13 protein-coding genes are annotated in these 16,277 nt (G+C 37.6%); 8 read left to right on the top strand and 5 right to left on the bottom strand.

What is annotated here, in order from left to right; translation table 11 throughout:
- Window positions 1-5: 5 nt before the first annotated feature.
- Together F580_RS25410 and F580_RS0104855 are read left to right on the top strand one after the other, a co-directional pair.
- A complete protein-coding gene (locus tag F580_RS25410; protein WP_157442996.1) occupies window positions 6-1,358 on the top strand; it encodes a sensor histidine kinase in 1,353 nt (450 codons plus the stop codon).
- Window positions 1,359-1,363: 5 nt separating this feature from the next.
- Entirely contained in the window at window positions 1,364-1,567 is a 204-nt protein-coding gene (locus F580_RS0104855; protein ID WP_019026568.1) for a hypothetical protein, read from the top strand.
- Here the strand turns inward: F580_RS0104855 and F580_RS0104850 are convergent.
- Window positions 1,564-2,505 carry a 2-hydroxyacid dehydrogenase gene (locus tag F580_RS0104850; RefSeq protein ID WP_019026567.1) on the bottom strand — a complete coding sequence of 314 codons (942 nt, stop codon included), beginning with the start codon at window positions 2,503-2,505 and terminating at the stop codon, window positions 1,564-1,566. The genes F580_RS0104855 and F580_RS0104850 overlap by 4 nt on opposite strands.
- Before the next feature lie 54 nt (window positions 2,506-2,559).
- A complete protein-coding gene (locus tag F580_RS0104845) occupies window positions 2,560-3,141 on the bottom strand; it encodes a TetR/AcrR family transcriptional regulator (RefSeq protein ID WP_019026566.1) in 582 nt (193 codons plus the stop codon).
- 128 nt (window positions 3,142-3,269) lie between these two features.
- Between F580_RS0104845 and F580_RS0104840 the strand changes: the two genes are divergently transcribed.
- Entirely contained in the window at window positions 3,270-4,325 is a 1,056-nt protein-coding gene (locus F580_RS0104840) for an alkene reductase (RefSeq protein WP_026301253.1), read from the top strand.
- 909 nt (window positions 4,326-5,234) lie between these two features.
- On the opposite strand, the gene F580_RS0104830 is transcribed toward F580_RS0104840, so the two are convergent.
- Window positions 5,235-5,918: an FMN-binding negative transcriptional regulator gene (locus F580_RS0104830; protein ID WP_019026563.1), complete on the bottom strand. Its 684-nt coding sequence runs from the start codon at window positions 5,916-5,918 to the stop codon at window positions 5,235-5,237.
- The gene (locus F580_RS0104825) at window positions 5,905-6,540 is read right to left on the bottom strand and encodes a GNAT family N-acetyltransferase (RefSeq protein WP_019026562.1); all 636 of its coding nucleotides are present in this window, start codon (window positions 6,538-6,540) and stop codon (window positions 5,905-5,907) included. The genes F580_RS0104830 and F580_RS0104825 overlap by 14 nt, the downstream gene beginning before the upstream one ends.
- A 100-nt stretch (window positions 6,541-6,640) precedes the next feature.
- Here F580_RS0104825 and pdxR point away from each other — a divergent pair, with 100 nt between their 5' ends.
- The 5 genes from pdxR (at window position 6,641) to F580_RS25405 (ending at window position 14,187) form a co-directional block, all read left to right on the top strand.
- Window positions 6,641-8,170: a MocR-like pyridoxine biosynthesis transcription factor PdxR gene (gene pdxR, locus F580_RS0104820; protein ID WP_019026561.1), complete on the top strand. Its 1,530-nt coding sequence runs from the start codon at window positions 6,641-6,643 to the stop codon at window positions 8,168-8,170.
- A 144-nt stretch (window positions 8,171-8,314) separates the two neighbouring features.
- A complete protein-coding gene (locus F580_RS0104815; protein WP_019026560.1) occupies window positions 8,315-9,295 on the top strand; it encodes a hypothetical protein in 981 nt (326 codons plus the stop codon).
- Between the two features lie 341 nt (window positions 9,296-9,636).
- The gene (locus F580_RS0104810; protein ID WP_019026559.1) at window positions 9,637-10,245 is read left to right on the top strand and encodes a PH domain-containing protein; all 609 of its coding nucleotides are present in this window, start codon (window positions 9,637-9,639) and stop codon (window positions 10,243-10,245) included.
- Window positions 10,238-11,914: a PH domain-containing protein gene (locus tag F580_RS0104805; RefSeq protein WP_019026558.1), complete on the top strand. Its 1,677-nt coding sequence runs from the start codon at window positions 10,238-10,240 to the stop codon at window positions 11,912-11,914. Before F580_RS0104810 ends, F580_RS0104805 begins: the two co-directional genes overlap by 8 nt.
- Before the next feature lie 470 nt (window positions 11,915-12,384).
- Window positions 12,385-14,187 (top strand): winged helix-turn-helix domain-containing protein, encoded by a 1,803-nt coding sequence (locus tag F580_RS25405; protein ID WP_019026557.1) that lies wholly within the window; start codon window positions 12,385-12,387, stop codon window positions 14,185-14,187.
- A 69-nt stretch (window positions 14,188-14,256) separates the two neighbouring features.
- On the opposite strand, the gene F580_RS0104795 is transcribed toward F580_RS25405, so the two are convergent.
- A complete protein-coding gene (locus F580_RS0104795) occupies window positions 14,257-15,834 on the bottom strand; it encodes a formylglycine-generating enzyme family protein (protein WP_019026556.1) in 1,578 nt (525 codons plus the stop codon).
- Window positions 15,835-16,277: the final 443 nt, after the last annotated feature.

Here is a 16,277-nt window from a genome sequence, read left to right as displayed (position 1 = left end):
ATAAGATGAAAGCAATTTTTGTCGCAGGTAATCGTATCTCGCATAAAAATGATCATACTTTTTTGGCACTTATTATCTATCTGCCTTGTTTTTTGCTGTCAACTATCTCATTACTTGTTGCCGGTGTATCGGGCTACTTAGTTGCCTTTATCATGATCGTCTTATCGATATTTATCCTTTTTGTAGTGATGATAAGCCGACAAAGAGCCGAACAACAAATTAGAACCTTATCAAATATAATCGAGTCGATGATTAGTGGTGATTATACTTTAAGAGGTCGCTTGCAGCATAATCAAGCCTTTCAAGAATTACTGGTCTTGGTAAATAACTTAGCCGATACTTTATCGAAACATAAACTTGAAGCAAAAGAGAGTCGGTTGTTACTTGAAAAAATAATGCAACAAATGGATGCCATGGTACTGGCGGTCAATGAACAAGGTTTCATTGTCATGGCCAACGATTCTGCGAAAAAATTACTGCTGGGCAATATTCAAGAGCAAAGTGACTTAACGACAATTCAATTAACCGACTTCAAATTAGGAAAAACCATAGCTAACGCCCACTCTGGTATTATCGAATTTGCTCACCAACAACTCAGCGGTGAACACTTTCTTTTTAAAGAATCCTTTTTGAGCGAGGGTAAACAACATACATTATATTTAATCACCAATGCAGAGCGGTTGTTATTAGAAAAAGAACGAAAAGCATGGCAGAGTATTTTAAGAGTATTAAGTCATGAGCTGAATAACTCATTAACACCCATCGCCAGTATTAGTCAGGCGATGAAGAAAAAACTTCAAGATGAAAGTAAGCCATTAAATAGAAGCTCTTTATCTGAAGGCGTCAGTATTATCAAAGAACGAGCCGACTCCCTGGGTGCTTTCATCGCCAGTTACAGCCAACTGTCACATTTACCTCAACCGAACAAAAGTAAATTTGACCTCAATGCTTTGGTTATACAGCAAGCAAAATTATTTGATGACTGCCATTTACAACTTGCGGATGATGCCAAAACTATTAATACCCAGGTTAGCGCCGATAAAAGCCAGTTAGAACAAGTTATTATCAATATTTTAAAAAATGCTCGCGAAGCCATGTTGCAACTTCCTAATAAGGTTTTTGAAATTAGCTATCAACAAGATCAACAATATTTACACCTCATCATTAGCGACCAGGGCATGGGCATAGCCAACAAAGAGAACTTATTTGTGCCGTTTTATAGTACCAAACCCCAAGGCAGTGGTATTGGTTTAACACTTTGTCGACAAATCATGTTCAATCATGATGGTTTAATTAAATTAACCAATAGAGAAGGTGTAAAAGGCGCACAAGCCGTTATTTCAATACCCTTAAACTAATTTCAATGCGGATTAAAAATAAACACTCACTTACGATTAAGCGACAAAACGATGGCTATGTTATTACCATTGATGAAGAAAGTTATTTGTTGCCCAATTTTTCCGAGCAATGTTATCAGTTAAGTGACGGTTTATTTGAAATTATAGGCTCACCCATGTTAGCGAGCGCTTTAAAACACAAGCTTAGTGATATTGATAATGTATCTTAATATCCCTGTTTAACATCGACATAAATGGGTATGACGTTATTTTCACGATAGCTTGTTATATTCTTAGCAATAACCTTAGCCGCCGAGCACATATTGGTGGGTGCTGAGATATGGGGTAACACTGTGATATTAGGGTTACTCCAAATGGCATCTGTTGGCGCTAAAGGCTCATGTTCAAAGACATCGAGCACCGCATGATTTATGTGGCCGGTTTCTAATAAATTCAGCAATGCTTTTGTATCAATAACCGCACCTCGAGAGAAGTTTATCAGCTTTGCACCCTTGGGCAGTGTACTTAATAACTCCTTGCCAAGTAGGTGATAAGTCTCTGGCGTGAGTGGTAACAGATTGATTAAAATATCTGTTTTTTTTAGCATGGTATGTAAACCCGCTGTGCCTAGGTAACTTTGAATACCATTAAGCTGCTTTGGTGTTCTGCTCCAACAACTGACTTGGTAATCTAGTTTCTTAAGGGTTTCTAAGGCGGCAATGCCAAGTGCACCAGCCCCTAATATACTTACTCTAAGTTCTGCGGACGTTATACAAGGCAATTGTCGCCACTGTTTATTGACTTGCTGTTGAGCATACCCAGGCATGTTTCTTTGCAAATATAAGGTCCAAGCAAGGACAGATTCAGCCATTGTTTTTGCCAATTGTGGATCGTCTAACTTGACCAACTTTACTGGTTTATCAACCACTTCAGCTATTAACTGTTCGACTCCAGCCCATAAGCTTTGTATCCACACTAAATTAGGAAATCTGGCCAAGTCTTTTGGATCTGGGTTGGCAACAATGGCAATGTCTACTTGCTTAGCTTGTGCTTCACCGATCTGTTCAGGCAGAAGTATTGTTTCATTGATAAGTTGCTTTTGGATCTCAGCTAGCCATAGGGACTTAGTTGCTGATTCTGAGCCACTAATGAAAACTATATTATTCATTAATTAAAAAACCTGTTGAAGAATTAGCGTTATTAAAATATTGCATGAGTAAAATTATTGAGAAACATCATGATAAAGCTGTTCAGCAAGTTGCTCTAATACTTTCGCTTCGGGGTGAGTATGAGCAAAGGTTCTTAAACCATATATGCCCATTAAAAAGTACCGTGCTAGATGATGACAATCTTTGTCAGCGCTAATACTTCTTTCTGCTTTAGCTTGCTCAAATTTTTCTGCTAGTGATTGTTGTAACAGTGATAAATTATCACTAATTATCTGTTGTATTTCACTGTCTTGTTCAGCAATTTCATTTAATGCTTTTGTTAACAAACAAGCCTGAGCACTATCACAGCTAATACATTCAACGACCACATTATCAAGGTAGGATTTTAAATTAAGCAGAGCTAAATGCGAGTTAGCAAAGAACTGATCAAATTCGGTAGCTCTGTCGACACGATATTGCTCAAGCGCAGCAAGTAATAAACCGCGCTTATTTTCAAAAGCGCAGTAAATAGAACCCGGGTGTAAACCGGTGGCTTTTTTAAGCTCTTGCATACTGGTATTAGCATAACCTTTATGCATAAAAGCTTTCATGGCAGCTCTTAGTACTTTTTCTCTATCAAACTCAGCATTACGCATTAATTTATCATCTTCATTTTAGTCGATGTCATTATTATACCTAATTTTGAACAAGCATTCAAAATAGTAGTTGAATGTTCGTTCAAATAAAGATATCTTGAATGGACATTCAAGATAGAGACAAAATCATGACCGAAAATTTATTCAAACCTTACGCGTTAAATGACAGCATTAGTTTAAACAATAAAATTCTAATGGCGCCATTAACACGTTGTATGGCTGATGATAATTTAGTACCCACTCAAGCAATGGCAGAGTATTACGCACGTAGAGCTGAGTCAGGATTAATCATTTCAGAAGCGGTTATTATCCGCCCTGACGGTCAAGGTTATCCAAATACACCGGGCTTATTTACCCAAGCACAAATTGACGGTTGGCAAACAGTTACTTCTGCAGTACACAAAAACGGTGGAAAAATATTTGCCCAGCTTTGGCATACAGGTCGCGTTGCACATCCGTACTTTTACGGCAAGGGCAATGATGATGCGCCAGTATTAGCACCATCTGCCATTGGTGTTGAAGGTAGCGTACCTAGAATGCGCGAACTAACCTATAAAACCCCAAAAGCAGTGACCTTAGATGAAATAAAATTACTAGTGAGTGATTATGCACTAGCTGCAGAAAATGCGATTAAAGCCGGCTTTGATGGAGTTGAAATTCATGGCGCTAATGGTTACCTGATTGACCAATTTTTACATCATGATAGTAACCAACGTAATGATGAGTACGGTGGTAGCAGTGAAAACATGATCCGCTTTGCCTTAGAAGTGGTCGATGCGATTATCTCAAAAATTGGCAATGACAGAACTGCGTTAAGAGTATCGCCCGGAGCTTATTTTAATATGGCCGGTGATAGTCGCGATCGTCAAGTATTTGATCTACTACTTCCAGAGCTTGAAAAACGTGATTTGGCCTTTTTACATATTGGTATATTTGACGATAGCATGGAGTTTGATTATTTAGGCGGCAAAGCCTCAAGTTATGTTCGAGCAAACTACAAAAACACCTTAGTTGGTGTGGGTAGTTACACCGCAGAAACGGCAAGTGAAGCTATAGAGGCTAACAAGTTTGACCTGATTGCTATTGGCAGACCTTTCATTGCTAACCCAGATTATGTTGCTAAAATCCGAAATAAGCAGCCGTTAGTCAGTTATTCTGATGAAATGTTAACTGACTTAGTTTAACTGGTTTAATTGAATTTCCTGCTCAGCTTTTTGATAAGTTTCTACAAACTACTGTGCAGTAGAGGGTGCTGTTTTGTACAGCGCCTTCGTTAGTATTTAATTTAAATGTGTCAGCAAATAACTCTTTTTTTTCCAATTAATCTTTTTCTCATTGTTATTCTAACAGTGTTCTTTTTGGGTATAACCTTGGTAAAATTCTGATAATTGCGACCAGTCAATTTTTGTTTTTTAATATATTTTAATTTTTTTAACCCCTACTGACACTACGGTGTCAGTAGGGGTTATTTATTATCTAACTCGTTATATAACTTGAATATAAAAAGGAAATAAAAATGACTACAACGGTAATTGAACTAGTGACCTATAAATTAAAGCAAGGTATTGATAAATCTGCATTAGATGCAAGCAAAATTTATTTGGCAATTTATTAGGCCACCCATAATAACTTCTAGAGAGTTTGAAAGCATATTTACCAGAGCCGTAGGCACAGCAGAGCATTTATGTGAATTTAGTGCACATATTGGCTTGCCGCGCACACATGGTATAGCCAATGCTCAGGCTTGTTTGAATAGCGTATAGTCTTTTTAAGAACCATCAGCAACGTGATGTTACTTTATTCTATTTGAGTGACGAATTTAACTCAGCTAAAATTCAAGGGTTAGAAATATATTGGTGGTAAATGGCGAGATAAAACTCATTGATTTTTTGAATGAGTTTTTTATTAAGTTATAAAGATAGCAATTAAATCACCATTATTGCCCTGACGTTATAATGGGTGGCATAGTTAAATTTATAGTTAAATTTGCATAGTTAAATTTGCATAGTTAAATTTGCATAGTTAAATTTTTTAAGCGTTACCAGTTTGGCGTTATTAATGGTTTACAATAAGCTAGCAATGTAATAAAAATTCTACAGTATTTGGTTAGCAAGTAGCACTTCACCCTTTATCACTAACTTCTCTGCTATCCGATTTTTCACCAGATCTGGTTTATTTTGACTCAGTTTAAAACGTCCCTCCATAGTCGTTATACGGACGCTAAAAAAAGTAATGGCTGTTAACATTTGTCGTATTTTTTTATCGCAAACCTCTGTTAACTGCCAAGGTATATCCTGTTTTCTTTCAAAATATTGGCTGCTCATTTTCATTTGTTGGTACTTCAGTTTTGGTTCTTTTATTGGCGTAGCAGTGCCGGTAACATGTACTTTGGCATAGTTCCAGCTTGGTACAACTTGGCCATTAGCTCTGTTATTTTGATTACTATCTGCATTGTCATGGCAGTGAGGTGAAATATAAGCTTGCTCGCCATGAAACACTAAACCGATCTGAACATCATCCTGCGCTAATAATTTTTCTGCTAACGGGTGTTGATTACTGACATGAGCAATCAGCACCTTGTTCTCTGTTTCTGTTTCTGTTTCTGTTTCTGTCTCAGTAGAAGAATTATATTCAGCAAAATGGAAAGGTATGTGACTAATATGTGGTAATGCTTCCTCAATATTCACTAATAATGTTGCTAATGGGTAGTCATTGATTAGTGTGCTTAATTTATGATTTTCTTCTTCAGTTGTTTGAAAATACTTAGGTGGATACATGTTCAAACTCTCCCGAATTTTTTGCTGTATTTAATAAGGTTATTTTTACAGTTGACCATTCATCATCAAGGATACTAAACATGGCAGTATTTCTATAATCACCATTTGGTGCACGTCGATGTTTTCTTAAAATACCTTCAAAGTGACCGCCAATACGGGCAATAGCATTACGAGATTTTTGATTATTCTCATTAGTACATATTTCGACACGCGTCATTTTTAAGTGTTCAAAAGCGTGCTTTAACATTAAGTATTTAGCATGAGAATTAACATAACTTCGTTGAAATTCAGGCGTAATAAAGGTATGGCCAAGCTCAATGGTTTTATCTTTTTCGGTATAGCGAAATAAACGTGTTGAACCAATAACTTTATTGGTTTGTTTATCAATGGTAATAAAGGCAAGTTGCAGTCCTTCTGCCATTTCATCAATAGCTTCTTGCATCCATGGCCGTGCAATATCATGACTTGCACTTCGATTGATAGGCATGTGCTGCCAAACTTGTGGGTAGTTTCCTGCCAAGCAATAATCGTTAAGGTGTTGTATAGTCATGGGGACTAATTTTATTAAGCTGGTTTCTAGTGTGACTGGCTTTATTATTTTTAGTGTTTTTTCATTTAACATAACTTGTTCCAATAAAAGTTTAGCGAGCTGTAATGGTTGTTATTATGGTTGTCTTTGGTATAACTACTACAACCAGATTTACATAAGTTGATAGACCAGATTGAAAGCGTTAAACCTCAATAAAATAGCGACAAATAAAGCAAAATATTTAGCCATTGCTGATGCATTGCGAAAAGCAATTAAAGAAGGGCAAGTTGCACCAACGGAAGCTTTGCCCTCTGCGCGAAAACTTGCCCAGCAATTAACTGTTAACCGCCATACAATAATGGCAGCATTGGCTGAATTAGTGGCTCAAGGATGGGTAGAGGCAAAAGAGCGTTCTGGTTATAGAGTGGTAGATAACTTACCTATTCAAAGTAGTCTTGCGGTGAATAAAGCGAGACAAACAGAGAAAAAATTCGCCTGGAAATTTCGAATAAAACAAAACTTGCCAGTTACGCAAAAAATTAAAGCGAGTCAATATCCATATAACTTCTCTGGCGGTCAGCCGGATATAAGGAAATTTCCTTTTGATGAGTTCAAAAGTCATTTTGCACAAGCATGTCAACGACCAAAAATTGATGATTTAAGTTACGGTGGTAGTCGCGGAGAAGCTGATCTTATTGACGAAATATCGACTTACTTAAGGCGTGTTCGTTCAATTACCGATAAAGAGCTGATGATTTGCAATGGCTCGCAAGAAGCCTTGTATATGATCTCGCAGTTATTGTTACAACCTGGCGATAGGGTCGCGGTTGAACAGCTAGGTTATCCTCCTGCTTGGGCTGCTTTTGAGCGTACTGGCGCTGAGTTGATTGCCATCAAACAAGATGAACGAGGCATAGTGCCTGAGCATTTGGCGCAAGTACTTGCACAAGGCAAGGTAAAGCTGCTTTATCTAACGCCATTACATCAATACCCAACGACAGTCTCTTTAGATATTTCTAGGCGTATGGAAATTTATCAATTAGCTGTGCAATATGGTGTGGCGATTGTAGAAGATGATTATGATCATGAGTTTCATTATGACAGCCAACCTATTGCGCCAATGGCTGCTGATGATCCCGCGGGTCTAGTGATTTATATTTCTACCTTTTCAAAACTGATGTTTGGCAGTGCACGTATTGGTTATGTTGTCGCAGATAGCGTCTTAATTGAGCAACTGGCGGCTTATAAAATGTTGATGAATCACAAGAGTAATGTCTTAGTGCAACAAGCCGTCGCTAAGTGGATGCAACAAGGCGGGTTTGAAGGGCACTTGCGCCGTATGACAAGGTTATATCAAAAGCGTCGTGATTTTATGGTTACCTTATTACAAGGTTACCAAAAGCAGGGTTTACCAATCCAATTTGAAATACCTGCTGGCGGCATGGCGATATGGTTAGATATGGGTAAATCGATTATTGGTTTAAAAGAGCAGTTGCAAAACAAGCAAGTTTATTTGCAAACCGAGCTAGAGTTTAGTCGCGATAAGGCTTTACCGGATAACTTGCCTAATCATTTACCGGGCTCTTTATCTAGTAAAGAGTTCCGTTTTATTCGCTTGGGTTTTGCTGCGATGAATGAGATAGAAGTAACCGAAGGTTTAGCTATTATCATGAGTACTTTATATGAAATTAATCACGGTGATAATTCTCTATGTAGAGTTTAGCTAATCTTATTATGAGAGTGTTTGGTAAAACTTATTAGGCCACCCATAATAACTTGAGAACTTATTAGGCCACCTATAATAACTTGAGCATATTTACATCAATAAACTAGACTTAATTTACCTTGATTAAGTCTAGTGATTGTTATGCCTAAACCTCGTTCGCAACAAATTAGTTTATTGGATACGCCCTTTTACCACATTTGCAGTCGCACGGTACGAAAGGCATTTTTATGTGGAGTAGATAAAGAGTCAGGTGTTAGTTTTGAGCATAGGCGCACTTGGATTGAAAAACGTTTATTTCAATTATCTCAAGTGTTTGCTATCGATATTTGTGCGCATGCCGTGATGCATAATCACTTACATATCGTATTACACGTTGATAGTGAGCAAGTAAAAAACTGGTCAACTGATGAGATATTGCAACGCTGGCATCAATTATTCAAAGGCACACTATTAACTCAGAAATATTCGAATAAACAACCGCTTGATAAGTTTCAACTCGCGATGGTGGAAAGCACTGCTGATATTTACAAACAGCGCTTAATGAACATTAGCTGGTTTATGCGTTCATTGAACGAGCCGATAGCGCGACAAGCTAACCGAGAAGACCAGTGCACTGGACATTTTTGGGAAGGACGTTTTAAATCTCAAGCACTACTTGATGAAGGAGCATTACTGTCATGTATGGCTTATGTGGATTTGAATCCTGTACGCGCAGGTATCGTTCCAACGCCTGAACAGTCTGACTTCACCAGTATTCAATTACGTATTAAAGCAGCTATAAAAGGTAAACAGCCTACAGTGTTATTACCTTTTATAGGCGATGAACACCAGCACAAAATAAGAGGTATTCGCTTCAGCATAAAAGATTATTTATCACTTGTTGATGAAACCGCTCGTATCATTCGCGATAATAAATTTGGTGCAATTAACCATCAAACGGCAAACATTCTGACAAGGCTACACATCAGTGAAGAAAGTTGGTTCAAACTCACTACAGAGTTTGAAAGCATATTTACAGGAGCCGTAGGCACAGCAGAGCATTTATGTGAATTTAGTGAACATATTGGCTTGCAGCGCACACATGGTATCGCCAATGCTCAGGCTTGTTTGAATAGCGCATAGCCTTTTTATGAACTATCAGAAGCGTGATGTTACTTTATTTTTTAGAGTGACGAATTTAACTCAGCTAAAATTCAAGGGATAGCAATATATTGGTGGTAAATGGCTAGATAAAATTCATTTTTTTATAAATGAGTCTTTTATTAAGTTATAAAGATCGCAATTAGATTACAATTAATGTCCTGACGTTATAATGGGTGGCATAGTTAAACCAGCATAGTTAAACCAAAGTTAATGGTGTCCCAAGCTGGCTTTAATTTGCCAGCAGTTTTTATTAAGACTTTCTACCATAAATAGTTATTATCAATCATTTCTTAGCAAACCGCTTATTAATAAGGAGTATTATGTCAGCACTTAACCCCGAACATATTGATTTAAGTCATACCGAACCAAGCCAGATAACGCAAAATAACTTTACTAACCACGGGGTAGATAACTTAGTTGCGCCGTCGGTTAAGCAGTTACAACAAAAGGGTATTGCCCGTAATTATGCTCAGGCAAATCGTTATCTTCGTTTAAGCACTACCTTGGTACTTATATCTGCTTTAGCTATTGTTTGGTGGTTAGCGCCTCAGCAAGATTTTATCTCGATTAATGCCCGTTTATTATCTTTATTTCCCGTTGTTATTTTAATCATTGCCACACTCGGTTTTGTTGTGACCTTATACGGTACTTATGCTGACAAGGTTAAATTTTATGCGCTACGTGAGCATGATATTAGTTATAGCTCGGGTCTTATTTTTTATAAAACAGTGAGCCAACCCATATTGCGCATTCAGCATGTGGAATTAAAAAGAGGGCCTATTGATCGAAAAATAGGCCTAGCTAAGCTGCAGGTTTTCAGTGCCGGTGGTGCTTTACATACCTTTGAAATACCGGGGTTGCCTATCGCAGAGGCGCAGAAAATTCGCCAGTTTATTCTTGATCACAAAGACAGTAATCGTCATGGATAAAAGCATTATAGCGACGGAACATAAGCAAGAGAGCGACAATGTTATTAATGGTCATACGGTTGATGTTAACGAGGTTGCTGAGCCGTATTCAGTTGATGCTAGTGTGTCAGAGACAAGTTTTTCAGAGCCAAGAACTGAGATGAATACGCAGCAGTGGCAACGTTTATCGCCTATCGCGATACTTTATTTTGCCGCCAAACTCATCACCACACTGTTCAGCAATGTGGTTTATATTGCGCCAGCGGTTTTACTGAGTTACAACGAAATTTTAGCGCATCCCCATATTTGGTTACCGGTCGGTTTACTGCTGTTCAGCATAATGGTTGCGGTGACCTTGTTAAAGTTTTACTTTTTTCAATACCGCTTATCTAATGGTCATATCGAAATTCGCTCAGGGGTTTTCTCAAAAACACATATCAACTTGCCTTTTAGTCGCATTCAAAACGTAAAATTAGAGCAGCCAATTTATTACCGGCCGTTTGCTTATACTTGTTTGCAACTCGATACCGCGGGTTCGGCCAAACAAGAAGCAAAAGTGGTCGCTTTAAAGGTTGATTTTGCCGAGCAGTTAAAAGCGGAAATTCTTGCCAGTTACCAGCAAGCTCCAATGACAGAAGCAGCTGCTGAGACAGATAAGTCGACCCAACCGAGTGTTAGCGACAGCGCTGAAATATTATTAAATCGACGTTCGTTAAAAGATTTAGTCATTCATGGTATTAGCAGTAATCGCGTATGGATTTTTTTAGGGCTACTGGCGCCATTTCTTGATGATATTGCCGAGTATGGTGTGCGTGCATTTTTTTATCTCGGCATAGACATTGAGCAGTTATTAACGGTGGCAGACAAACCTTGGTGGCAAGTTGGTTTATTTGCGCTGACGTTAACTTTATTGGCATTATTTACGGTAACGTTATTTTCGATAGCCGGCGCTATTATCAGTTTTTATAATTTTACCCTGCATAAAATTGATGATCGCTACATTCGGCGCAGTGGTTTATTAACCAAACATGAAGTGACTATGCGCTTATCACGGTTACAAATGGTGGTAAAACAGCAAGATTGGCTCGATATATTATTAAAGCGCATCAACTTAAAATTTGAGCAAAGTAATGCCAATATGCAAAATATTCAGCCGGGGGCGCATAACAATAAAATTATTGTACCAGCGATTAAATACCATGAATGCCAAGCGTTAATTGCCGATGCGTATCCGAATAATCAATTAATGAGCATTGATTACCAATCGATCAGCAAGCATTTTTTATTACGCAATATTGGTTATATTTTACTGCCAATTTTTATGCTACTCAGTATTTTTGTGTTTGTTATTGAAAAAACCATGTTACTTTGGCTGATTTCGGGGATATTTAGCGTCCTAACTGCGCTGATTTATTGTCGTTGGCGTCGCTGGGGATTCGCCCAAGATGAGCATTATATCTATATTCGTAAAGGTTTATTGGGTGTTGATTATTATTGTTTCCCTCGTTATAAAGTACAGCAAACGAGTATTAAACAAAGTTGGTTTTCAAAACGCAAAGCACTGGCAAGTATTAGTTTAATTCTAGCTTCAGGCTCACAAACGGTACCATTTATAGACGAGTCACTCGCGTATGACTGGGTTGACGAAGCGCTGCGGGTTGTAGAAAGCTCAGGCAAGTCTTGGATGTAGTATGGTTGGGTAAGTGAAGAGTCAGGTATTAGTTTCGAGCATAGGCGCACTTGAATTGAAAATGACTATGTCAGTTGTCTCAAGTGTTTGCTATCGATATCTGTGTGCATGCCGTGATGCATTAACTTATTAAGCCACTCATAATAACTGATGAGATCATGACTATTTTCGCTAAAAGAAGACATTATATTTAATGCTTATGACTGTGAGCCTATTTCGCTCATTAGCTAGGTTTATATTGACGGTTTTTTATGGTCACAGTGATACGAAAACGGACGTTTTACTCATTAATTTTTATGAGTTGTCTGTACGTATTATAGTTCTTGTAGTTAGAACAAGACCATCATTAGGATGCTCAAATCATGTGCCTAGTTCATACGGATATTATTTTTCTACATATTTGCATTACTATGCTAAGTTAGTCACCATTAAAATCATCTATAGTAATGAGTTCCTTAAGCAATAATTATATGGACGTTAAATTTTCAGAATACCGTTTCTTACGCGATCAACTCATCCTTTATAAACATGAAGAAATTATTCCGCTGAAACGTAACCAAGCACTATTATTAGATTTCTTCATCACTAATCCTGACGGTATTCACAGCAAAGATGTAATTATGGACGCTGTTTGGCAGGACAAAATTGTCTCTGAACAAGTTGTTTTTCAAACCATCAGCCAACTTAGAGCCATTTTGGGCTCTGATGCTATTAAGACTTTTTCTAAAAAAGGTTATAAGTGGGAAATACCATTACAGAAAGTTGCAACGGTAGACGTACAACCAACTATAATTAAGGCGGATAAAGCCTCTAGCTCGTTGGTAAAGTCGCACTGGCTTATTTACTTTTTAGCTGTTTTGTTAGCAATAGTTGTTTACCTTTTTCAAACATTTACACTAAAAGAACAAGTAATATTACACCTTGTACATAGTACCAAAGCAAATTCTCAACATTCAGAAAATTTTACTGAGTTAGTTAAGAAAAATATCCTCAAAGATAACAGGTTTGAGGTCAAATATACCACTGTCAATCATTCATCTAGACAATCCTTTCATACCCCGAAACTAACATGGAAGTTATCGAGTATTCCGGATAATGAGTGGTTGTTATGGACAGAAAATTTCGCTTCTTCAAACGGAGTTTTCTTAAATTATGGGGTATCAAATGGCGACGTTTATTGGCGTGGTTATGTATTTGGAAAAACTCATGAACAAGTTACTCAAAAATTGTCAGAACGCTTAATCGAGCTAGATCAACTTGGTTTATTTACCAAGCCAAATATTAAGTTAAATATCAGCACAATGACATCGATGATGGAAACCTCACCTAATGATCCGGATTTACTATTCCGGTTAGCAAATCATTATTTTGATGTAAAACAGCTGGAAGTGGCAATGACTTATGCACAAAAGCTAGCTAATGCAGACCAGTCCTATGGTTTTAGTCCTTATCGAGCTAAGGCACAGCGACTAATGAGTGATATTTATAAGGCGCATCGAAAATATAAACTAGCCTCGAATAGTTTAAAGAAAGTATCATCTATATTAGCTGATACACCATTGTGGGCTTTGAAATATGAAAACATAAGTGCCAGAGCGTGGGTAGCTCAAGAGCTACACGATTTTGAAAAAATGTTTAAAATACTAGAGCAAGGTCTTGAATTTAGTCAGAAACACGTTGACACGCTAAGTTTGTTCCAGTTACATATTACCTATTCAATACTGGCTAAAAAAGCCGGTGACGGACACAAAAAATATGCTCACCTAAATGAAGCGCAAGCTCTGTTACTGAAACATAAGCTAAATGAATCTAATTTCGCTGTCGTCTATTATCACTTCGTGATATTCACCAAAGATAACAGTAAGGCATTACCTTATTTGGAGAAAATATTACTTCTACCTAGAACAATTCATAATACCTGGGTTATTGAACATTCAACTGAGTTACTCATCGAGCAATACATAGTACAAAAAGATTTCGACTTAGCCAGGTCGCTTTTGCAAAGCCGACCTGAATCTCCAGATTCTCTGGTGTTAACAGCCAAGTTACATCATGCCACTGATAACAAAAATGAAGCGCGCCAGTATTTTTTAAAGGCCTTTGAATTAGCGCGATTAGAGCACAATACTCATATGGCTGTCCATGCAGCTTTTGGGCTATACCAGCTAAATAGCCATGCCCCAAAAATACAAGCAGAGTATATGGACTATTTAGAACGCAATGCTTTGAAAGCGTGGCTGAATGATCAGATGAAAAAAATGGATAAAGAATAGCAGTGTTAGTCATTATTTAACAAACGCTAGGTAATTGAAATCTTAGCCTAGCGCCGTTATACCTTTAGCTTATTGGTAACGTAGTTCAAACCAATCAAGTATAAAATATAGTTTGTTGGCGGCACGAATTTGTATCGGCTCATCTCCGGCCATCAATCGAGCAGGAATGTTTTGCTCAGCATAATTTTCACCGCCCTCAATCGCTGTTTTTGCCACTAAATGTTTACCTTGCCAAAACTCAATAATAGCCCCTTGTTGCCCACGAATGTTCATTTTTAGCATCGCTTGGCCTGTATTTTTACTGTTAAAATCATACTTTAACCATGATGGAACAAATGGCCGTTGATTTTGCATGTTATCGCCTGCATTGCCATCGAAAAGAACACTTTGTTGTTGCTCTTTCTCAAATATTTTAGTGTTGCGATATTGGTTATAAAACTCCGCTTGAATTCGTTCATCAACATGAAACACTGGATGTTTTCCAATACTCACTTCATTACTTGCCTGACTTTGTCCTATCTCATTGTCTGCAAATACTTGATAACTTGCCGCACTATCGCTCGGTAAATTATCAACATAGTAGAGCGCCTTAATGCCTTCGGCTATTTTAGTCATTTTTCGACTTATTTTTGCACTGGGATCTAGATAGCTACGATACAAAGAATAACTCACACTTTCACCGGTGCTCGGTAACCAACTGAGGTTCACTTGATTTTCCCCCTCCAGTTTTGCATATAATCCGGGGGGGCTTGTCGGTAAAGATTTTAACCTATCATGCTCGTGTTTTTCGTCATGTTGGGCTACCACTAAGTTGTTAACAAAGGTTTTAGTTTGTACCGATTGAGAATGTTTTGTCGAGCTATCAAGTACTACACGAAAGCCTTCAATGCTGCCAACAAAGTTACCACCCATACTGTCGAATACATCGGTAGGTCTTGGCATCCAATGCCAACCACTGCCAGCTAATACATACTCCTGACATTGCTTAGGCTCTTTTTTATTAAATACATGACAAGTTTGCAGAAACTCTCTCACGTTACCCATCATGTCATGTAAACCAAAACTATTTGGACGATACATACCCACAACAGTGTGATAGATAGCGCCATCATTACAGTTAGCACTGATTCTATTTCTGTAATTATGATGTTGTTTTAATCCCGCACTATTCGCTGCATCTTCAATATTTTCATAGTCGCACATTTCGGTGTAGTTAAAATCGTCGCCAAAAGCAAAGCGACTTGATTTACCTTCGGATGAGGCATACAGCCATTCATTTTTTTCGGGTAATCTATAGGGTTTTCCTGTGGTTTTTGCTAACCAGTTTGCATAATCCATTGCACCATACGGACCAATACATACCATAGGTCGAAAAGGATTTGCTGTTAAGTCTTTATCATTCGCGGTACCGGTACCGTCGGAAGGTAGATGTTTAGCGTTATATAAATAACATTTACCTGACATTTTATAATCTGTTGCGTTAACAAAACGAGTAAACTCTTCAACAGTAACTTCGTACTTACCCATTTGAATATTTATGTTTTTTGTTGCTTCTACTATAGGCACTAACACGGGTTCTATTGGCAGCGAATTTGCCCATAGATTTGTACTGAACCCGATAGCTAAAGTGGTGATGATTTTTTTCATAATATCTCCTTATTAAATTGATAAGAAGATATTATTGAATTCACTGAAAAGAAGTCTTATTGGTTTTCTATTTTCTTATAGTATAGAAAACCAATAGAAAAATTTAGTATGATTTTTAGTTAAACAATGAGTATTAATGTTAATTTAACTTACCATTTTAAACGGTTGGATAATCGGTAAATAACATCACTAATTTATCTATACTGCAAAATGGAAGTCACATTATCGTGAGGCCATTGGGCCTGATGAAGACAAAAGTAGTCTGTAAGTATCTAGCAATTAATTACCTAATAATAGAATATGTTACGTTGGTCATTTGAATTCACAGCACAAAGTGATCCTTACATCAGAGTAAATAACAACCGATTAAATCATCTTTTCAAAAGGTCACTAAATACCACGCAGCGGCAGTTTCAACAAATAAAGAACCAAGATGATCTAAT

The organism is Colwellia piezophila ATCC BAA-637, from assembly GCF_000378625.1.
Taxonomy (GTDB): domain Bacteria; phylum Pseudomonadota; class Gammaproteobacteria; order Enterobacterales; family Alteromonadaceae; genus Colwellia; species Colwellia piezophila.
This window is presented reverse-complemented; position numbering and strand designations above follow the sequence as displayed.